The 16,215-nt window shown below is 70.7% G+C and carries 12 protein-coding genes; 3 read left to right on the top strand and 9 right to left on the bottom strand.

Annotated elements, in window-relative coordinates; genetic code table 11:
- Positions 1-187: 187 nt before the first annotated feature.
- A complete protein-coding gene (locus BLU79_RS35045) occupies positions 188-1,333 on the top strand; it encodes a hypothetical protein (RefSeq protein ID WP_177001301.1) in 1,146 nt (381 codons plus the stop codon).
- A 115-nt stretch (positions 1,334-1,448) separates the two neighbouring features.
- Positions 1,449-2,690: a CynX/NimT family MFS transporter gene (locus BLU79_RS35040; RefSeq protein WP_093910033.1), complete on the top strand. Its 1,242-nt coding sequence runs from the start codon at positions 1,449-1,451 to the stop codon at positions 2,688-2,690.
- A gap of 32 nt (positions 2,691-2,722) precedes the next feature.
- Here BLU79_RS35040 and BLU79_RS35035 read toward each other — a convergent pair whose 3' ends face one another.
- Both BLU79_RS35035 and BLU79_RS35030 read right to left on the bottom strand, forming a co-directional pair.
- Positions 2,723-4,063, bottom strand: coding sequence for a hypothetical protein (locus tag BLU79_RS35035; RefSeq protein WP_093910032.1), 1,341 nt, complete (start codon positions 4,061-4,063; stop codon positions 2,723-2,725).
- Positions 4,064-4,228: 165 nt separating this feature from the next.
- Complete coding sequence (locus BLU79_RS35030; protein WP_177001300.1) at positions 4,229-7,474, bottom strand: metallophosphoesterase; 3,246 nt, start codon at positions 7,472-7,474, stop codon at positions 4,229-4,231.
- 195 nt (positions 7,475-7,669) lie between these two features.
- Here BLU79_RS35030 and BLU79_RS35025 point away from each other — a divergent pair, with 195 nt between their 5' ends.
- Positions 7,670-8,353 carry an SLATT domain-containing protein gene (locus tag BLU79_RS35025; RefSeq protein ID WP_093910030.1) on the top strand — a complete coding sequence of 228 codons (684 nt, stop codon included), beginning with the start codon at positions 7,670-7,672 and terminating at the stop codon, positions 8,351-8,353.
- Between the two features lie 12 nt (positions 8,354-8,365).
- Here BLU79_RS35025 and cimA read toward each other — a convergent pair whose 3' ends face one another.
- From cimA to ureA, 7 genes are all read right to left on the bottom strand, one after another.
- Positions 8,366-9,970 carry a citramalate synthase gene (gene cimA, locus BLU79_RS35020; protein ID WP_093910029.1) on the bottom strand — a complete coding sequence of 535 codons (1,605 nt, stop codon included), beginning with the start codon at positions 9,968-9,970 and terminating at the stop codon, positions 8,366-8,368.
- A gap of 317 nt (positions 9,971-10,287) precedes the next feature.
- Positions 10,288-11,547 (bottom strand): TolB family protein, encoded by a 1,260-nt coding sequence (locus BLU79_RS35015; protein ID WP_107489328.1) that lies wholly within the window; start codon positions 11,545-11,547, stop codon positions 10,288-10,290.
- Between the two features lie 131 nt (positions 11,548-11,678).
- Positions 11,679-12,284 (bottom strand): TetR/AcrR family transcriptional regulator, encoded by a 606-nt coding sequence (locus tag BLU79_RS35010; RefSeq protein WP_093910028.1) that lies wholly within the window; start codon positions 12,282-12,284, stop codon positions 11,679-11,681.
- Positions 12,281-12,769, bottom strand: coding sequence for a hypothetical protein (locus BLU79_RS35005; protein WP_093910027.1), 489 nt, complete (start codon positions 12,767-12,769; stop codon positions 12,281-12,283). Before BLU79_RS35005 ends, BLU79_RS35010 begins: the two co-directional genes overlap by 4 nt.
- A 9-nt stretch (positions 12,770-12,778) precedes the next feature.
- Positions 12,779-13,828 carry an agmatine deiminase family protein gene (locus tag BLU79_RS35000; RefSeq protein ID WP_093910026.1) on the bottom strand — a complete coding sequence of 350 codons (1,050 nt, stop codon included), beginning with the start codon at positions 13,826-13,828 and terminating at the stop codon, positions 12,779-12,781.
- A gap of 8 nt (positions 13,829-13,836) precedes the next feature.
- Positions 13,837-15,516, bottom strand: a complete 1,680-nt coding sequence (locus tag BLU79_RS34995; RefSeq protein ID WP_093910025.1) for an urease subunit alpha — start codon at positions 15,514-15,516, stop codon at positions 13,837-13,839.
- Complete coding sequence (gene ureA, locus BLU79_RS34990) at positions 15,513-16,193, bottom strand: urease subunit gamma (RefSeq protein WP_093910024.1); 681 nt, start codon at positions 16,191-16,193, stop codon at positions 15,513-15,515. Before ureA ends, BLU79_RS34995 begins: the two co-directional genes overlap by 4 nt.
- Positions 16,194-16,215 lie beyond the last annotated feature (22 nt).

Raw genomic sequence — 16,215 nt, 5'->3', positions numbered from 1 at the left:
CCACGCACCACGCGACTCCCCCTCTCCGGCGCCCCCGCAGCCCCACGCTGCCGGAGAGGGAACCCCTTCTCGCATCTGCTCCCCGCGTCCCGGCCCTTGGTGGCTCCCGGCGGGTCAGTTCCCCCCACACCACCGCTTCCCCCCAGGCGGGAACACCTGACGACCGATTCGTTACGGAGAGCAAGTCATGGCAACACGCCGGAAATTCATCGGTGGCGCGGGCGGCATAGGCGCCGCGACGTTCCTGGGCTACACGGCTGCCCAGCCGGAGACGACATCCCTCCTCGACGCCGCCCCCGCGGCGGAGGAGGTGAGCACCCGAACCGCCGCCCGGGACACCATCCGCGCGGTGAACGCGGCGATGCGCACCAACTACGCGGCGCTCAAGGCCGACCTGGTCAAGAACCTCGGGCCCGTCATCGTGGTGCAGAACGACGCGAAGGGCGGCACGTTCACCCTCGTCCACGAGGGCAAGCGGTTCGTCGAGCACCCGGTGGCGGAGGAGTTCGAGCTGGCGAAGTCCATCGCCCATGTGCCGCTGGGGATCTTCTCCACGGTCGCGGAGTACCTGTCGGACAAGGTCCCGGGCGTGCCCAACGCCGACCGGATCGACGCCCACGACCTCGACATGGTGGCGATGAAGGGCCCGGGCACCGACGCCTGGACGACGCCGCTGCAGGCGTTCGCCGACAAGCTGACCACCGCGAAGAACAACCTCACCGCGGCGAAGCTGCCGCAGGCACTGCACAACTCCTGCGCGAAGATCCTCGACGAGGCGCTGACGTTCATCGCCGACGCCATCCGCACCCGCGCCTTCGACATCGCCTCGTTCCAGGTCTTCGCGGGGCGCGTGTATCCGGCGATCCGGGTGAACATGCAGTACGCCGCCGAGGCGCAGATCTCCGGAGTGCAGGGCCTGTGCCGGGAGTGGCGGGCCCAGATCGGCGAGGCCGCCTGGGCCGACCTCTACACGGTGGTGCTGTCGATCTGGACGACGTCGGTGCTGAACCAGGCGGAGATCATCATCAAGCCGATGATGAACCAGAAGAAGGTGGACACCCATCTGATCGACATCCCCACGGCGCAGCTACCGTCGGACCCGATCGGGGTGGCGCTGGACAACCTGGCGCGGATCGTTCAGGACAACATCGCCGCGGAGCTGGTGTTCGTCTCGGACACCAAGGTCGCCGACGCCCTGAAGGGCAAGGAGGACCTGCTGTCCGACGAGATCCTGAAGCAGCTCGGCACGCCCGCCTCCCCCGGGGCGACCGGTGTGGCGTTCCGCGCCGCCGGCCGGGCGAAGTGTCCGGTGAACCACAGCGTGAGCATCTGACCGACGCGCACGAAGCCAGCCGAGCACACCGAGCACAACAAGCACGTCTCAAAGCCCGGCGGCCCTCTCCTGGACGGAGGAGGGGGCCGCCGTCGCGTCCACGGGGGAAACACACATGACAACCAGGCTGTGGCTCATCACCGGTCTCATCCTGCTGGCCGTCAATCTACGCGCGGCGATCACGGGGACCTCGCCGCTCATCGGGGACCTGCGACAGGCGCTCGCCCTGTCCGGCACCCAGGTCAGCATGCTGGCGACGTTGCCGGTGCTGTGCCTGGGCGCCTTCGCCTGGCTCGCACCCCGGCTGGCCCGCCGGTTCGGAACCCAGGCCGCCGTGTGCGCGGCCCTCTGGGTGCTGGCGCTCGGCGCCGCCGTGCGGGCGGTTCCGTGGCCGACGGCGCTCTTCGTGGGAACGGTGCTGTCCGGAGCCGGCATCGCCGTCGGGAACGTACTGCTGCCCGCGCTCGTCAAGGACCACTTCAGTCGGCGGATCGGTCTGTTCACCGGACTCACCATGACCGTCATGGCCGTCTCCGGCGCCCTCGCCGCCGGAGCCGCGGTGCCGCTGGCCGACGCGACCGGCTGGCAGTTCGCGCTGGCGGTGTGGGCGGTGCCCGCGGTGCTGGCTGCGGGGGTGTGGGGGCTGCTGGCCGCACCCGGAGCGGACGGCAGGCATCGCAGGACGCCGCCCGCGGCGCCGACGTCGGCGGGCGGATCCTTACTGCGCTGCGCGCTCGCCTGGTGGGTGTCGGCGTTCCTCGGGCTGGTGTCGCTGATGTTCTACGCGCTGGTGGCGTGGCTGCCGCAGATCATGGACGCCCGCGGCTACACCCCCGGCCAGGCCGGGCTGATGATGTCGGTGATGCTGACCGTCGGCATCCCGCTGGGCTTCGTCGTCCCCCTCGCCGCGGCCCGGATGCGCGGCCAGCGGCTCCTCGTGGTGGCCGTGACGGCGACGAAACTGCTCTCCCTCGCAGGCCTGCTGCTGGCGCCCGCGTTCGGCTGGGCGTGGGTGTGCCTGCTCGGTGCGGCGACCGGCAGCGCCTTCCCACTGGCGATGACGCTGCTCGGGCTGCGCGCGGACGGCCCCCAGACCGCCGCCGCCCTCTCGGGGATGGCGCAGACGATCGGCTACCTGCTGGCCGGCCTGGGACCGCTGGCCATAGGGGTCCTGCACGACGTCACCGACGGCTGGCGCATCCCCCTCGCCGTCCTGGTCGCCCTGGTGGTGCCGGAGGCGATCGCCGGGCTACTGGCCGCCCGGCCCGGACACGTACGCCCCGGCAGCCACAGGGACGCCCCGTCGAAGCACAAGCGCACTGCCGCACGCGCGGACGATCGCCTCGTCCGGCTGTAGCCGGAGACTCGCAACCAGCCGCGGCCGGATCCTCAGAAGCCTCCCCCGTCGAACCCTCCGCCACCGAAGTCCCCACCGCCGAACCCGCCCCCGAAGTCCCCGGTGTCGAAGTCCGCCCCGGACACGTCGCCGCCCTCATAGCCGCCGCCGTACCCGTACCCGGCCCCGTAGTCGGCCGCATAGGCAGGCGCGGCCATCATGCTGCCCAGCATCGTGCCGATGAGGAGGCCGGGGAGGATGCCGCCGCCGAAGTAGCCGCCAGCCCAGGGGCCGTAGGCGGGGCCGGCGTCCCAGTACGGTCGGCGGCCGTGCTCGGTGTCGACCTCGCGGATCACGGGGTCACGGCCCTCGGCCAGGCGGGTGCGGTCGGCCGCGCAGACCGGGACCTCGCGGGCGGCGCCGCCCGGTGGGGTCCAGGTCTCGTCGGCCACCGCCGTGCCGTGCCGTGGGTCGAAGAAGCACGGCGGGCGGCGTTCCGGAAGCTGCCGGTGCTCCCGGCGGGCGGCCAGCCGGGTGAGGGAGAAGCGGCCGTCCGCCAGGGCCTGGGTGACCGCCTTGACGTCCTCCGGTTTGCGGGCCCCGTCCATGAGCCGTTTCGCCTGCTCGTAGGCGTCCAGGGAGCCCTCGTAGTCCGCGCGCATCGCGTCGTCGGCGCCGGCCTCGGCCGGGTGGAAGTCCAGGCGGTCCAGTTCCTCACCGAAGGCGGTGATGTCCTCGTCGACCACGACCCGCAGCTTGTCCAGCGCCGCCCGCTGCTGCGCCTCGTGACGCCGCCGGGTGTGCCGGACCAGCGCGTACGCGCCGGCGCCGCCCGCTGCCAGCACTGTGGCGATGGCGATCAGACCGCCGACGTCCATGCTCGCGCCGTCTCCGCCGTCGCTCCAGCTTGCGGGTGCCGTGCCGCCGACGTTGCGCAGCGCCGAGTCGACGAAGTCGTTCAGCTGGGCCTTGGGATCACCGGCGTTCTGCACCGACGTCACGAGGTTGTCCACCGCCTGCTCGGACAGCACGGAGGAGTCGGCCGCCGCGTCGAAGCGGTCACCGACGCGGACCCCGTACAGACCCGTGATACCGGTCTCCGTACGGAGGTTCAGGAGGAGGTTCCGGGTCGGCTGATCGGCCGGGAGTACGGCGATGAAGACCGGCTTGTCGGCGTCCTTGATCTTGTCGGCGAGCGCTTCGGCGTCGGCCGACGACAGCAGGTCCGAGGCGGCGGGGGCCACGTAGACGGGATCCTCGCGCAGTGCCTCGGCGACCTGGGAAACGTCCGTGGCCGCATGTGCGCCGGGCGCGCCGGCCGTGAGCACCGCGACTGTCGCGGCGACCGGCACGATCAGCAAGCGCATGAGACCCCGGGAGAGCGGAGTCCTCATACCATCGACGCTACCTGATCGGACGGGCAAAGGCGCCGGTCCAGGTGGCTGAATCGACAGACAGCCGGCCTCGGCGGACGGCCCGGCGGCCGCCTCTGTGGTCCCACCTGCGACTCGGCTCCCACGCGGGGCGTCAGAGATCGGTCCGCTCGTGTCGGTGTCCGTTCAGTGCGCCTCGATCCACTTGGCATCGCCGTCTCCACCGCGCTGCAGAAACTGCAGACGCCGGTTGCGCAGCGCCTTGAGCATCTGATTGCGCGGGTAGTCGCGGGCGGGCGCCGGCCCCTCGGTCGGGAGCTCCTTGCGCTGGGCAGCGATGTCGACGAGCAGGGACTCGTACGACGCGAGTTCCTCCCGGCCGAGGTCCGTCCGCACATAGCTGGTCAGGGCGAAGAGTCGCATGATCTCACCGATCACCTCCCGCTCGCCGTGCAGTTTCACCACGGCCGACGCATGTCGGACCCACTCCCGGCCGCCCATGCGCCGCATGAGCAGAACGGCCATCAATGCCTGCCCCGGCTGTTCCATGAAGGCTTCCTGGCAGAGGGCCTCTTCCGTCAGCCGGGAGAGCTTGCCGCTGGCCAGTACCTGGGACAGTGCCGCGTACGAGGCGAGGACGGGAGAGAACAGCTCGATCCTGCCCATGAGCTTCTCGAACTCGTCCTCGGACACCTCCGAGTCGTCCGCGAGGACCTCTCGCAGCTCCTGCTGCTCCAAAACCTCCGAGAGAGCCTGCCGGATACCTTGCCTGCTGCCCTGCCTGTTCCACTCGTCAGCCATCAGAGCGGCGCGCACGCCGTAGCCGTTCAGGGTCAGCCAGAGCGCCTGCCGTTTGAGGTCCAGATCCCGGACGAGTTCACTGCTGCGCAGCACGTCGGCGAGGAGGTCGAGCCACTCGACGAACACCTCGAAGTCGGAGCGGGTGAATCCCCCGCCCTCGCGGTTGTCCTGGACCATGGTGCGCATGGCGTCGGCCTGGTCATGCAGTTCGTCCAGCATCACGTTGAACTCCCCCTGGACCTCGGCCGGTGGCCCGGGCGGCGTGTACGCCAGGTCCGGGGGCCAGAGCTCGTCCAGCAGCGACTCCGTGTCGTCGAGCGCCCGCCAGCCCTCCGGTGCCGCCAGCACCGAGAACGGGTCGCTGGCGCCGTCCCCGAGCCGTTCGCGCAGATCCCGGAAGCCGTCCATGACCCTGCGCAGCAGCGTGGCGTCGTTGCGGCGCAGCGCAGCCGTGTGCCGGATCACCTGCGCGTAGTCGAGGGGGTTGTCCCTCACCAGCAACTGGAGTTCTTCGGAGGCCTCCATTCGGTACGCCGCCAGCAGGGGCCGGACCATGGGCTGGCAGAAGTAGATGAGACCGTCGCGCTGGCCGATGATCCGCTTGGCTATGAGCGCGTCCAGGACGGCGCCCGGGGGCTCGGACCAGCCCAGCCCCTTGAAGTAGTCCAGCAGGAACTGTTCGGCCTCCATGCGGGGCAGGGCGTCCTTGCCCTCCAGGGTGAGGTGCTCGTTCAGGCAGGACAGGATGTCCTGGAGGTCCCGGAAGTCGAGTTCGAAGCGGCGGTCGACGCTCGGGTCGTCACGCCCCAGCAGGAGTCCGAGGTAGGACTCGAGGATCGCGGTGTTGTTGACTCCGGCCGTCCAGTCGCCCTGTCCGGCGGTGGCGACCAGGGCGGCCAGCATGGCGGGCGTGCGGGGCAGTCTGCCGCGGCTGAGCAGGTCCAGAATCGCGGTCACGTCGGAGTCGCTCTCCTCCGGGCGCAGCAGACGCACCAGGGCTCGCAGCTCCCGACGGCCGAAGGGCCCGATGTAGCGGACGCGACAGGTCCAGCCCTCCCGGATCAACTCATCACCGAGTCGTTGGCCGACGGTGGTCCGGGAACCGAGGATGTACATGTTCTGAGGGTGCTGCGCCATGAACCTCAGCAGATTCCTCAGCCGCTTCTCGGACCGCGGGGCGACGTTGTCCACGGCCAGCGCGAGGCGGGGCAGAGCGTCCCGCTTCCCGGTGGGGATGCCGGCCAGGGCGAGCTGTTTGCGCACCTCCCGGTCGACTCCGTTCGCGCCACTCTCCACCGCGGTGAAGTCGATGACCACAGGGGCGTATTGGGTGTCCAGCCGGTAGGCGGTGTAGGCCAGCCACTGCAGGGTGCTCGTCAGGCCGCAGTACTCGTCGCCGACGACGACGAAGTGACGGTGTTCGGACAGGCTTGCCGCCAGGTCGTCGGGGGTGATCCTGCCCTCCTCCAGGTCCGTCAGGGCCAGGTACTGCTCGACCGGCAGGTGCAGCAGGACCGGTGGGACCAGCAGACGGTCCATGTCCATCTGCCACCGGTCCGGGGCCAGGTTCAGGCTCCGCTCCCGTACGGCGTCCAGGAGCCTCTCCGTGGCCAGGTCCGCGGCGGTGCGGGTGACGACCTCCTCTTCCGGCGGGGGCGCGGGGACGGGCCGTCCGGGCTCGGCGAAGTCGATGACCTGCCTACCGCCCGGCACCACGTTGAGGCCCTCGTCGAAGGCGTCCCTGCTATCGAAGTAGCTGCGCACGTGCACGGTGAAGGCATGCGGGGCGTGCGTGCGGTCGACGTCGACGACGCTGTAGGCGTTGAGGTAGTCGCGCGACTGGTAGAGCGAACCGGCCATGCTGTGCATGAGGGGGCCCGTCTTGCTCGCGAGGCCGACGGGGTCGACGACATGGACGTGTCCGGTGCACAGGACGTCGAACCGGCCCAGTTCCCTGCGTACGTCGCCACGGTCGAACTCCGCCAGCCAGTCCAACGGATGGTGCATCACGGCGATCTTCACATCCGCGTCGCCGAGTTCGTCCGCGGCCCGGGTCATCTGCCGGTCTCCCACGATGAGATGGGCCCGGTCCGCGTCGTCCCCCTCTCCGGTCGCCCTCCAGGCCGAGGTGAGACACGCCACGGCGACCGTGCTCCCGCTCGCGGTGAAGCGGTGCAGCGTGACCAGCGGGGAGAGGCGTTCCACGCCGGTGTCCGCGTAGTAGTCGTCCACGAACTCCAGCCACGGAGCCATCCGGTCCAGGTAGGTCATCAGGTTCTTGGCGTCGAGGAGTTGGTTGACCGCGTCCCGGCTGGTCAGCCCCGACAGGAGACCGTTCTCCTGGAACTGATCGATCCTGCTGATGTCGACATCGTGGTTTCCGGGCGCGAGGACCATGCGGTCGCGGTCGAGTCCCAGCAGGTCCTGGAGGGGATCGAGCAGAGCCTCGCGGGCGAAGGAGAACTGGTCGGGCCGTGCGCTGAACGCGAGGTCACCACTGAAGACCACCGCATCGACCGGGGTCCGTTCATGGAAGTCCCGCACGTCCTTCAGGAAGGCCCTGAGGAGCTTGCTCTGGTCGGGTTCCCAGTCCGCCCTTGCGTGCAGGTCACTGATGTGGACGATCCGCACGAAACACCCCCGCATCCGTGGCAACGCGTCTCCCTATCCTACGCGCGGCCACTTCGGAGAACCCTGCCATCAGGCCCAACACCCTTGTCCCGTCGGCGGCTTGAGAGGCGACACATGGCCCGGCCGTGCATACGATGCCTCCTGCCGCCGTGTGCCGCACGGTCGGTCGGCGCAGGAGAGGGCAAGGGGGCGCGCATGCTCGGCAGACGCAGAGCCGCGGACATGACGGTGTCGGAACTGACCGAGCTGGACCGGTCGCGCACCCGAGCCGATCTGCTGTGGGAGCTGTTCCGGCACGCCGAGGGCGAGGTGACCGCGGCGATCGAGTGGTACCTCGCCCGACGCCGGGGTCCGTCCCTGTGGTCACGTTCGCTGCGGGCCCTGGCCGCCCTGCTGGGCATTTTCGGCACCCTCACCCCGCTAGTGCACGCTGCGGACCCGAACACCCTGCAGCCCGAGTGGGGTTTCGTCTTCCTGGCCGGCGGCGCGGGCTGCATCCTGTTCGACCGGATTTTCGGCTTCTCCGCGTCCTGGACCCGGTACATCCGCACCGAGATGGCCTTGCAGCAGGTCCTGAAGAGGGCCCAGGCCGAGTGGGCCCATACCTTCCTGAAGGCGACGGATTCGCCCAGCGACAAGGAACAGGCCGCGCTGCTCACGGTGATCGAGCGGCTGCGGAGGGACGCTCAGCAGATCATGGAGGAGGAGAGCGCGGCCTGGATCGGCTACCTGGCGGACGGCGTCGAGGAACTGACCCGGTCCACGGCGCACGGCGCCGGTCAGCGGCCCGGCCCGGCGGGGCTGTTCCGCCTGGACCGCCAGGCCGCGCGCGACCGGGGCGGCGAGGCCGCGAACCGGCCGCGCGACACGGCGATGTGACCCACCCCCGGCCTACTCCGCCGGCGACACCCCGGCCCGCAGCAACCCATAGGTGTACGCATCCTCCAACGCCTGCCAGGACGCCGCGATCACGTTCTCCGCGACGCCGACCGTCGACCACTCCCCCGCCCCGTCGGACGTGGAGATCAGGACGCGGGTCGTGGACTGCGTGCCGTGCACGCCCTCCAGGATGCGGACCTTGTAGTCGACGAGTTCGAGCTTGGCGAGCTGGGGATAGATCTTCTCCAGCGCCACCCGGAGCGCGCGGTCGAGGGCGTTGACCGGGCCGTTGCCCTCGGCCGTGGCGACGATGCGCTCGCTCTTGGCCCACAGCTTGACCGTGGCCTCGTTGGCGTGGGTGCCGTCGGGGCGGTCCTCGACGATCGCGCGCCAGGACTCGACGCCGAAGTACTTCAGCGGCTTGCCCTCGACCTCGGCGCGGAGGAGGAGTTCGAAGGAGGCGTCCGCGGCCTCGTACGTGTAGCCCTTGAGCTCGCGCTCCTTGACCCGCTCGACCACCCGGCCGACCAGCTCGCGGTCGCCGCCCAGGTCGATGCCGAGTTCCTTGCCCTTGAGCTCGACCGAGGCGCGGCCCGCCATGTCGGAGACCAGCATGCGCATGGTGTTGCCGACCAGCTCGGGGTCGATGTGCTGGTAGAGGTCCGGGTCGACCTTGATCGCGGAGGCGTGCAGGCCGGCCTTGTGGGCGAAGGCGGAGACGCCGACGTACGGCTGGTGCGTGGAGGGGGTGAGGTTGACGACCTCGGCGATGGCGTGGGAGATCCTCGTCATCTCGCGGAGGTGGCCGTCGGGGAGGACCTTCTTGCCGTACTTCAGTTCCGGTGCGGCGACCACCGGGAACAGGTTGGCGTTGCCGACCCGCTCGCCGTAGCCGTTGGCCGTGCACTGCACGTGGGTGGCGCCGGCGTCGACGGCCGCGAGGGTGTTGGCGACCGCGCAGCCGGTGTCGTCCTGGGCGTGGATGCCGAGCCGGGCACCGGTGTCGGCGAGGACCGTGGAGACGACGGCCTGGACCTGGGCGGGGAGCATGCCGCCGTTGGTGTCGCAGAGGATGACGACGTCCGCGCCTGCCTCCGACGCCGTACGGACGACGGACTTCGCGTACTCGGGGTTGGCGCGGTAGCCGTCGAAGAAGTGCTCGCAGTCGACGAAGACGCGGCGGCCCTGTTCGCGGAGGTACGACACCGTGTCGCGGACCATCTCCAGGTTCTCGTCCAGCGTGGTGCGCAGGGCCAGCTCGACATGCCGGTCGTGGGACTTCGCGACCAGGGTGATCACCGGGGCGCCGGACGCCAGGAGCGCGTTGACCTGTGGATCCTCGGCAGCCTTGGCGCCCGCGCGGCGGGTGGCGCCGAAGGCGACCAGCTGGGCGTGCTTGAAGTCGATCTCCTGCTGGGCGCGCGCAAAGAACTCGGTGTCCCGCGGGTTGGCGCCGGGCCAGCCGCCCTCGATGAAGCCCACGCCGAAGTCGTCCAGGTGCCGTGCGATGGCCAGCTTGTCCGCGACGGTGAGGTTGATGCCCTCCCGCTGCGCGCCGTCGCGCAGGGTGGTATCGAAGACGTGGAACGAATCGTCGAGCTCGCTGGTTTCGGTCATGGTGTCAAGGCTCCTGCTGTTGGATCCCGTCGGATCACGGTCGTTACCGGAATGACCGGCTCCACCGTCCCCAATGATCCCTCGCGCTTTGCTCCCGGCTGAAGGTGGGCCAGAAAAGCGAAAAACCCCTCGCGGGTGCGAGAGGTCTGCGCGCGGGTCGAGGACGACGGTGTCCGCCCGTACCTGGTCGTACGTGGCGGTCACTGCGGACCGGCGCGCCTGCTGCCAATAATCATGGCGAACGAGAGCACGGGGGCAGTCTGGCACAAGTCACCCCCGTGCTCACCGTCCGTCTCAGGATGCGAGCACTGCGCTGATCACCGCAGATGGCGGACGTAGAGGTGCGTGGTGTCGTAGGTGTCGCCGGGCACGAGGTCGGTGGCCCCGCTGGCGAACGCGACCGTACGGCCGTGCCGGTCGATCACCGGGAAGGATGCCGGGGAGTCGCTCGGGCCGCCCTGGGTGTCGGGGTTCGCCAGAACCGTGCGCCCGGTCCGCAGGTCGCGCACGTACGCGCGCGTGGTGTGGTTCGGGTCGTTCGGATCGACGGCGACGAAGGCGACGTACCGGTTGTCGGCGCTGAGCGACGGGTGGGCGGTGTAGGCGGCCGGGTCGGCGGCGTCGAGCCGGCACAGCTCCCCCGTCCTCAGGTCACGGACGAAGACGTTGTGGGTGCCGTTGGTGTCGTTCGGCGTCAGCCGGGAGTCCAGCGAGTTGAAGACCGCGTACCGGCCGTCGGCGCTGACCTGCGGGAACTCGGTCTGACCGTCGGACACCTTGCCGTCCGGAGCCTTGTCGAGCTGGATCAGGTCACCGCTCGGCACATCACGGACGTAGGCGTCGCTCCAGTCGCCCCGGGTGGGGTACGGGACGAAGAACTGGTAGCCGACCCGGCTGCCGTCCGCGCTGATGGACGGGTGGCCGGCGGCGGACTTCCAGGCGTTCTCGCCGGGGACCTGGCTGATACGGACGGTCTTCCCCGTGACACGGTCGAGGCGGTACACCCGGTTCGACCTGTCGCCCGCCGGTCCCGCGTCGTCCGTGTGCAGGGCGATGAAGGCGACATAGCGGCCGTCGGCGCTGACCGCCGGGCTGCTTGCGGCCCGGTACCCGGTGTCGACGGCGTCGTCGACGCGCTGGACGGCGCCGGTCTTGAGGTCCTTGATCCAGATGTGGTTGTCGGCGAGGTCGTAGGTGGCGTTGGCCGTGAACGCGAGATACCGGCCGTCGGCGCTGAGGGAGACGTCCAGGACGTTGGCGTCCCATGGACCGCCGTCCCGGGTGGTGCTCGCCAGGCGGGTGGTACCGGTCCGCACGTCACGTACGAAGGCGTCGGCCTTGCCCTTGGTGTCGCCCGCGACAAGGTTGTCGGCGCTGGAGACGAAGGCCACGTAGCGGCCGTTCGCGCTCAGGCTCTGCCCGCCGGAGGCGGCGTTGCCGTCCGTGCCGTCCGGGGCCACGCTCACCTTCTCGGTGTGCGGGGCCCTGGGCGCGGCGCTCGCCGCCGTCCCGGCCAGCGTCGCCGTGGCGGCGACGAGGGCGATGGCGAGCGCGCGGGCTCGCTTGTTCCGGTGCATGGTTGTTCCCCCGTGGTTGGTCATGGTCGGTGACACCCCGTTGGCGTCCCCACGCCAAGGGCTCCCCAGAGGCAAACGCATCACGCGCTACCGGGTCAATCCGACGTACTGCGTACAACCTGGACGTGTGCTCAGGTGTCCGCGAGCAGGCTGTCGTCGAGGAACTCCCGTACGTGGCGCAGGATCTGCGTCCGGTCCGTGCCCCGCAGCCCGATCGCCACATGGATGGAGAAGCCGTCGAGCAGCGCCCGCAGCCGGGCGGCGAAACGGTCCGGGTCGACCGCCCGGAACTCCCCCCTCGACACGCCCTCCGCCACCAGCGCCACCAGGTCCCGGTGCCATGCTCCCTCGATGGCGGCCTGCCGGTCGCGGGCGGCGTCGTCGGCGTTCTGCGAGCGGTTCCAGACCTCCAGCCACAGCGTCCAGTGCGGGTCGCGGTGGCCGTCGGGGACGTACAGGTCGACGTACGCGTCGAGCCGCTCACGGGCGGGCGCGGTGCGGGTCAGCAGCCTGCCCCGCTCGGCGCCCAGCCGGCCCTCGCTCCACTCCAGGGTCCGCAGCAGCAGCTCGTCCTTGGAGTGGAAGTAGTAGAGGAGATGCCCGCTGCTCATCTGGACCTCACGCCCGAGCGCGGCCATGGTGAGCTTCTCCAGGCCGAGCTCGGCGATCATCTGCATGGCGGCGGCGAGGACCTCGTCGCGAGGCGGCGCCGGGGTACGGCGACGGGCCGGCGTCATTCGGCGACCTCCACGTGGACGGCCTCGGGCAGGAAGTGGGTCTCGAACGGGCCGTAGCACTCGCTGAAGCGGGTCCCCACCACCGCGCCGCACTCCCCACACACCTGGTTGGGCCCCTCACGTCCGGGCGCGCCGCAGCATCCCGGCTCATGCGAGGCAGGGTTGTACGCCAGCCGCCCATGGGTGTCCTCGGGGTTCACCAGCAGGGTTCCACGCGGTCCGGCCGAGACCAGGATCTCGCCGTTGACAGCGAAGCCGTCCTGGTGGCGGGTGGACTTGGCCAAGGGGTCCGGATCCGGCACATACGGCGCTCCGCACGGCTCCGGGTCCACCACATACGCCCCCTCGGGCACCGTGGGCGGGGCGTGCCGGGAGCCGTCGGGGTTCGGAAGACCGTCGTACTCCGGGCGCTGCGGCACCTCGGACAGGCGGTGAAGCGGCTTGGTGAGGCGGTGGCCGCAGGCCGTGCAGAGCAGTACGTTCACCCGTACGTTCTACCTGACCACGACCCTCGGCTGCTGCTGGGTGATGCAGTGGATGCCGCCGCCACCCGCGAAGATCGTCCGAGCGTCCACCAACGTCACCGTCCGCCCCGGAAACAGCTTGCGGAAGATACCGGCCGCGAGCTCGTCGCGCGGGTCGTCGAAGCCGCAGAGCACCACGCCGCCGTTGCAGAGGTAGTGGTTGATGTAGGAGTAGTCGGCCCAGTGGCCGTCGGCCTCCAGGACGGTCGGGGCGGGCACCTCGACGACCTCCAGGCGCCGGCCTCGCGCGTCCGTCTGCGACTTCAGCAGGCCGACGATCTCCTTGGTCACCTCGTGGTCGGGGTGCGCCGGGTCCGACTGCACATGGGCCACGACCACGCCGGGGCGGGCGAACGCGGCGACGATGTCGACATGGCCGAGCGTGCCGAAGCCGTACGGGGGATAGTCGCCGGTGAGGCCACGCGGCAGCCAGATCGCCTTGCGGGTGCCGAGCATCGCGTGGATCTCCGCCTCGACCTCCGCACGGCTCCAGTGCGGGTTCCGCTCGGGACCGAGCTGGACCGTCTCGGTCAGCAGAACCGTGCCCTCGCCGTCCACATGGATGGCACCGCCCTCGTTCACCAGCTTCGAGGCGTACGTCCTCGTCGAGCCCGCCAGTTCGGAGACATACGCGGCGATCTTCGCGTCGTACTCCCAGCTGGCCCAGTCCTGCGCGCCCCAGCCGTTGAACGTCCAGTCGACGGCCGCGAGTCCACCGGCGCCGTCGGTCAGGAAGGTGGGCCCGATGTCCCGCATCCACGCGTCGTCGAGCTCCCGTTCGACGGTGTCCACACCCGGCCCGAGCAGCGTCCGGGCCTCCTCGGACTGTCCCGGCCCGCACACCACCGTCACCGGTTCGAAGCGGCGCACGGCCCGGGCGACCGACGCCCAGGCCAGGCGGGCGGCCGTGAGGTCCTCGGGGTCCTCGAAGGTCGTGTTCGGCCCCGGCCACGCCATCCAGGTGCGCTCGTGCGGAGCCCACTCGGCGGGCATGCGGAAGCCGTCGGCGGCAGCGGACATGGTGATCCTCACAGGAAGTAGAGGCGGTTGAGGGAGACGGAGTCGGCCGGCTCGGAGCGCAGCGGCTCGCCGTCGAGGGTGACGAGCCCGGTGCGCTGGTCGACGTCGACGGCTCCGGTACGGGAGTTCAGGCGCAGGTCGGCCGGCCCGATGCCGCGCGTGCCGCGCACGGCGACCCTGCGGCGCCGGGTCGGCATGGTGTCGCCCCCCTGGTCGAGGGCGGCCCGCGCGACGAAGGCGACCGAGATGTCGGCGGGCGTGGCGCCGTAGGCCCCGAACTGCGGGCCCAGGACGAGGGGTTCGCAGGTGTCGGTCGCGGCGCCCGGGTCACCGACCACCCCGTATGCCGGGAACCCTGACTTCAGCACCAGCTGCGGCTTGGCCCCGAAGTACTCCGGCCGCCACAGCACGATGTCGGCGAGCTTGCCGACCTCCAGCGACCCCACCTCGTGCGCGAGGCCGTGCGCGATGGCCGGGTTGACGGTCAGCTTGGCCATGTAGCGCAGGACGCGCTCGTTGTCGTGGCCGTCGTCCGGGGCGCCGAACTCGGCCTTCATCTTCCCGGCCATGGCGAACGTACGGCGCACCGTCTCTCCGGCCCGCCCCATGCCCTGCGCGTCCGACGAGGTGATGCCGATCGCGCCCAGGTCGTGCAGCACGTCCTCGGCGCCCATGGTCCCGGCGCGGATGCGGTCGCGGGCCATGGCGGCGTCGCCGGGCAGGTCGGTCTTCAGGTCGTGGACGGAGACGATCATGCCGTAGTGCTCGGCGACCGCGTCCCGGCCGAAGGGCAGGGTGGGGTTGGTGGAGGAGCCGATGACGTTCGGGACGCCCGCCATCTTCAGGACGTTCGGGACGTGTCCGCCCCCGCAGCCCTCTATGTGGAAGGCGTGGATGGTGCGCCCCTCCAGCACCCGAAGGGTGTCCTCGACGGAGAGGCACTCGTTCAACCCGTCGCTGTGCAGGGCGACTTGGACGTCATGCTCCTCGGCGACACGCAACGCCGTGTCCAGCGCCCGGGTGTGGGCGCCCATGTCCTCGTGCACCTTGAAGCCGCTCGCCCCGCCCTCGGCCAGCGCCTCGACGAGAGGAGCGGAGTCGGAAGACGACCCCCGGCCCAGGAAGCCGATGTTGACCGGCCAGGCGTCGAAGGCGTTGAACGCGTGCCGCAGCGCCCACGGCGAGTTGACCCCGACGCCCCACACCGGCCCGAACTCCTGCCCGATGATCGTGGTCACACCCGACGCCAGCGACGCCTCCATGACGCGCGGCGACAGCAGATGGACATGCGTGTCGACGGCCCCGGCGGTGGCGATGAGCCCCTCGCCGGACACGATCGAGGTCCCGGTGCCGACGACGACGTCGACCCCGTCGAGGGTGTCGGGATTCCCGGCCCGCCCGACCGAGCAGATCCGGCCTTCCCTGATCCCGATGGAGACCTTGCGGATCCCCAGCGCCGCGTCGATCACGACGACGTTGCTGACGACGACGTCACAGGTCTCCCGGACGGCGGCGGCCTTGAGGTGCAGCCCGTCCCGGGCGGTCTTGCCGAACCCGGCGAGGAACTCGTCGCCGTACCGCTGGGAGTCGGACTCGACGCGGATCGTCAGCCCGGAGTCGCCCAGGCGGATGCGGTCGCCGGCGCGGGGGCCGTGGGTGGCGGCGTACGCGTAAGGATCGATACTCATCGGTCTGCTCCCAGATATCCGCAGGCGGCGGCCCGGCGCAGGGCCTCTTCCTTCACCCCCGGCGCGTCCAGCGCCCCGTCGACGAGACCGGCGAACCCGATGGCGATCCGGTCACCCCCGATGGGCACGAGCCCGACCTCGACGCCCTCCCCCGGCCCGAACCGCACGGAGGACCCGGCGGGCACGGCGAGCCGCATGCCGTAGGCAGCCCCCCGGTCGAAGTCGAGGCGCGGGTTGGCCTCGAAGAAGTGGAAGTGGGAGGTGACGGAGACGGGAACGGTGGCGGTGTTGACGACCGTCAGCCGTACGACCGCCTCCGGCTCGGCGTACTGGGGCCCCGGGAGCAGGGCGCCCGGCGCCTGATCGCCCAGACCCCCACCGATCGGATCGCTGACCACCGCGAGCCGCGAACCGTCGTCGAAGACGGCCTCGACATGCACCTCGGTGACGACGTCCGCCACGCCCGGCAGCACGTCGTCCGGCCCGAGCACGGACCGGGCGCGCTCGATCGCCTCGGCGAGCCTGGCCCCGTCGCGGGCGGCCTCGCACACGGCGTCCGCGACGAGCGCGGTCGCCTCCGGGACGTTCAGCCGCAGCCCGCGGGCCCTGCGCGCCCGGGCCAGTTCGGCGGCCCCGAAGAGCAGCAGCCGGTCACGTTCCGTGGGGGTCAGTCTCATGCCGCGGCACCTCCTTGCCTTC

Origin of the sequence: Streptomyces sp. cf386 (genome assembly GCF_900103585.1) — a bacterium.
Classification (GTDB): Bacteria; Actinomycetota; Actinomycetes; order Streptomycetales; family Streptomycetaceae; genus Streptomyces.
Note: the sequence above shows the minus strand (reverse complement) of the source record. Positions and strands in the feature narration are given on the sequence as shown.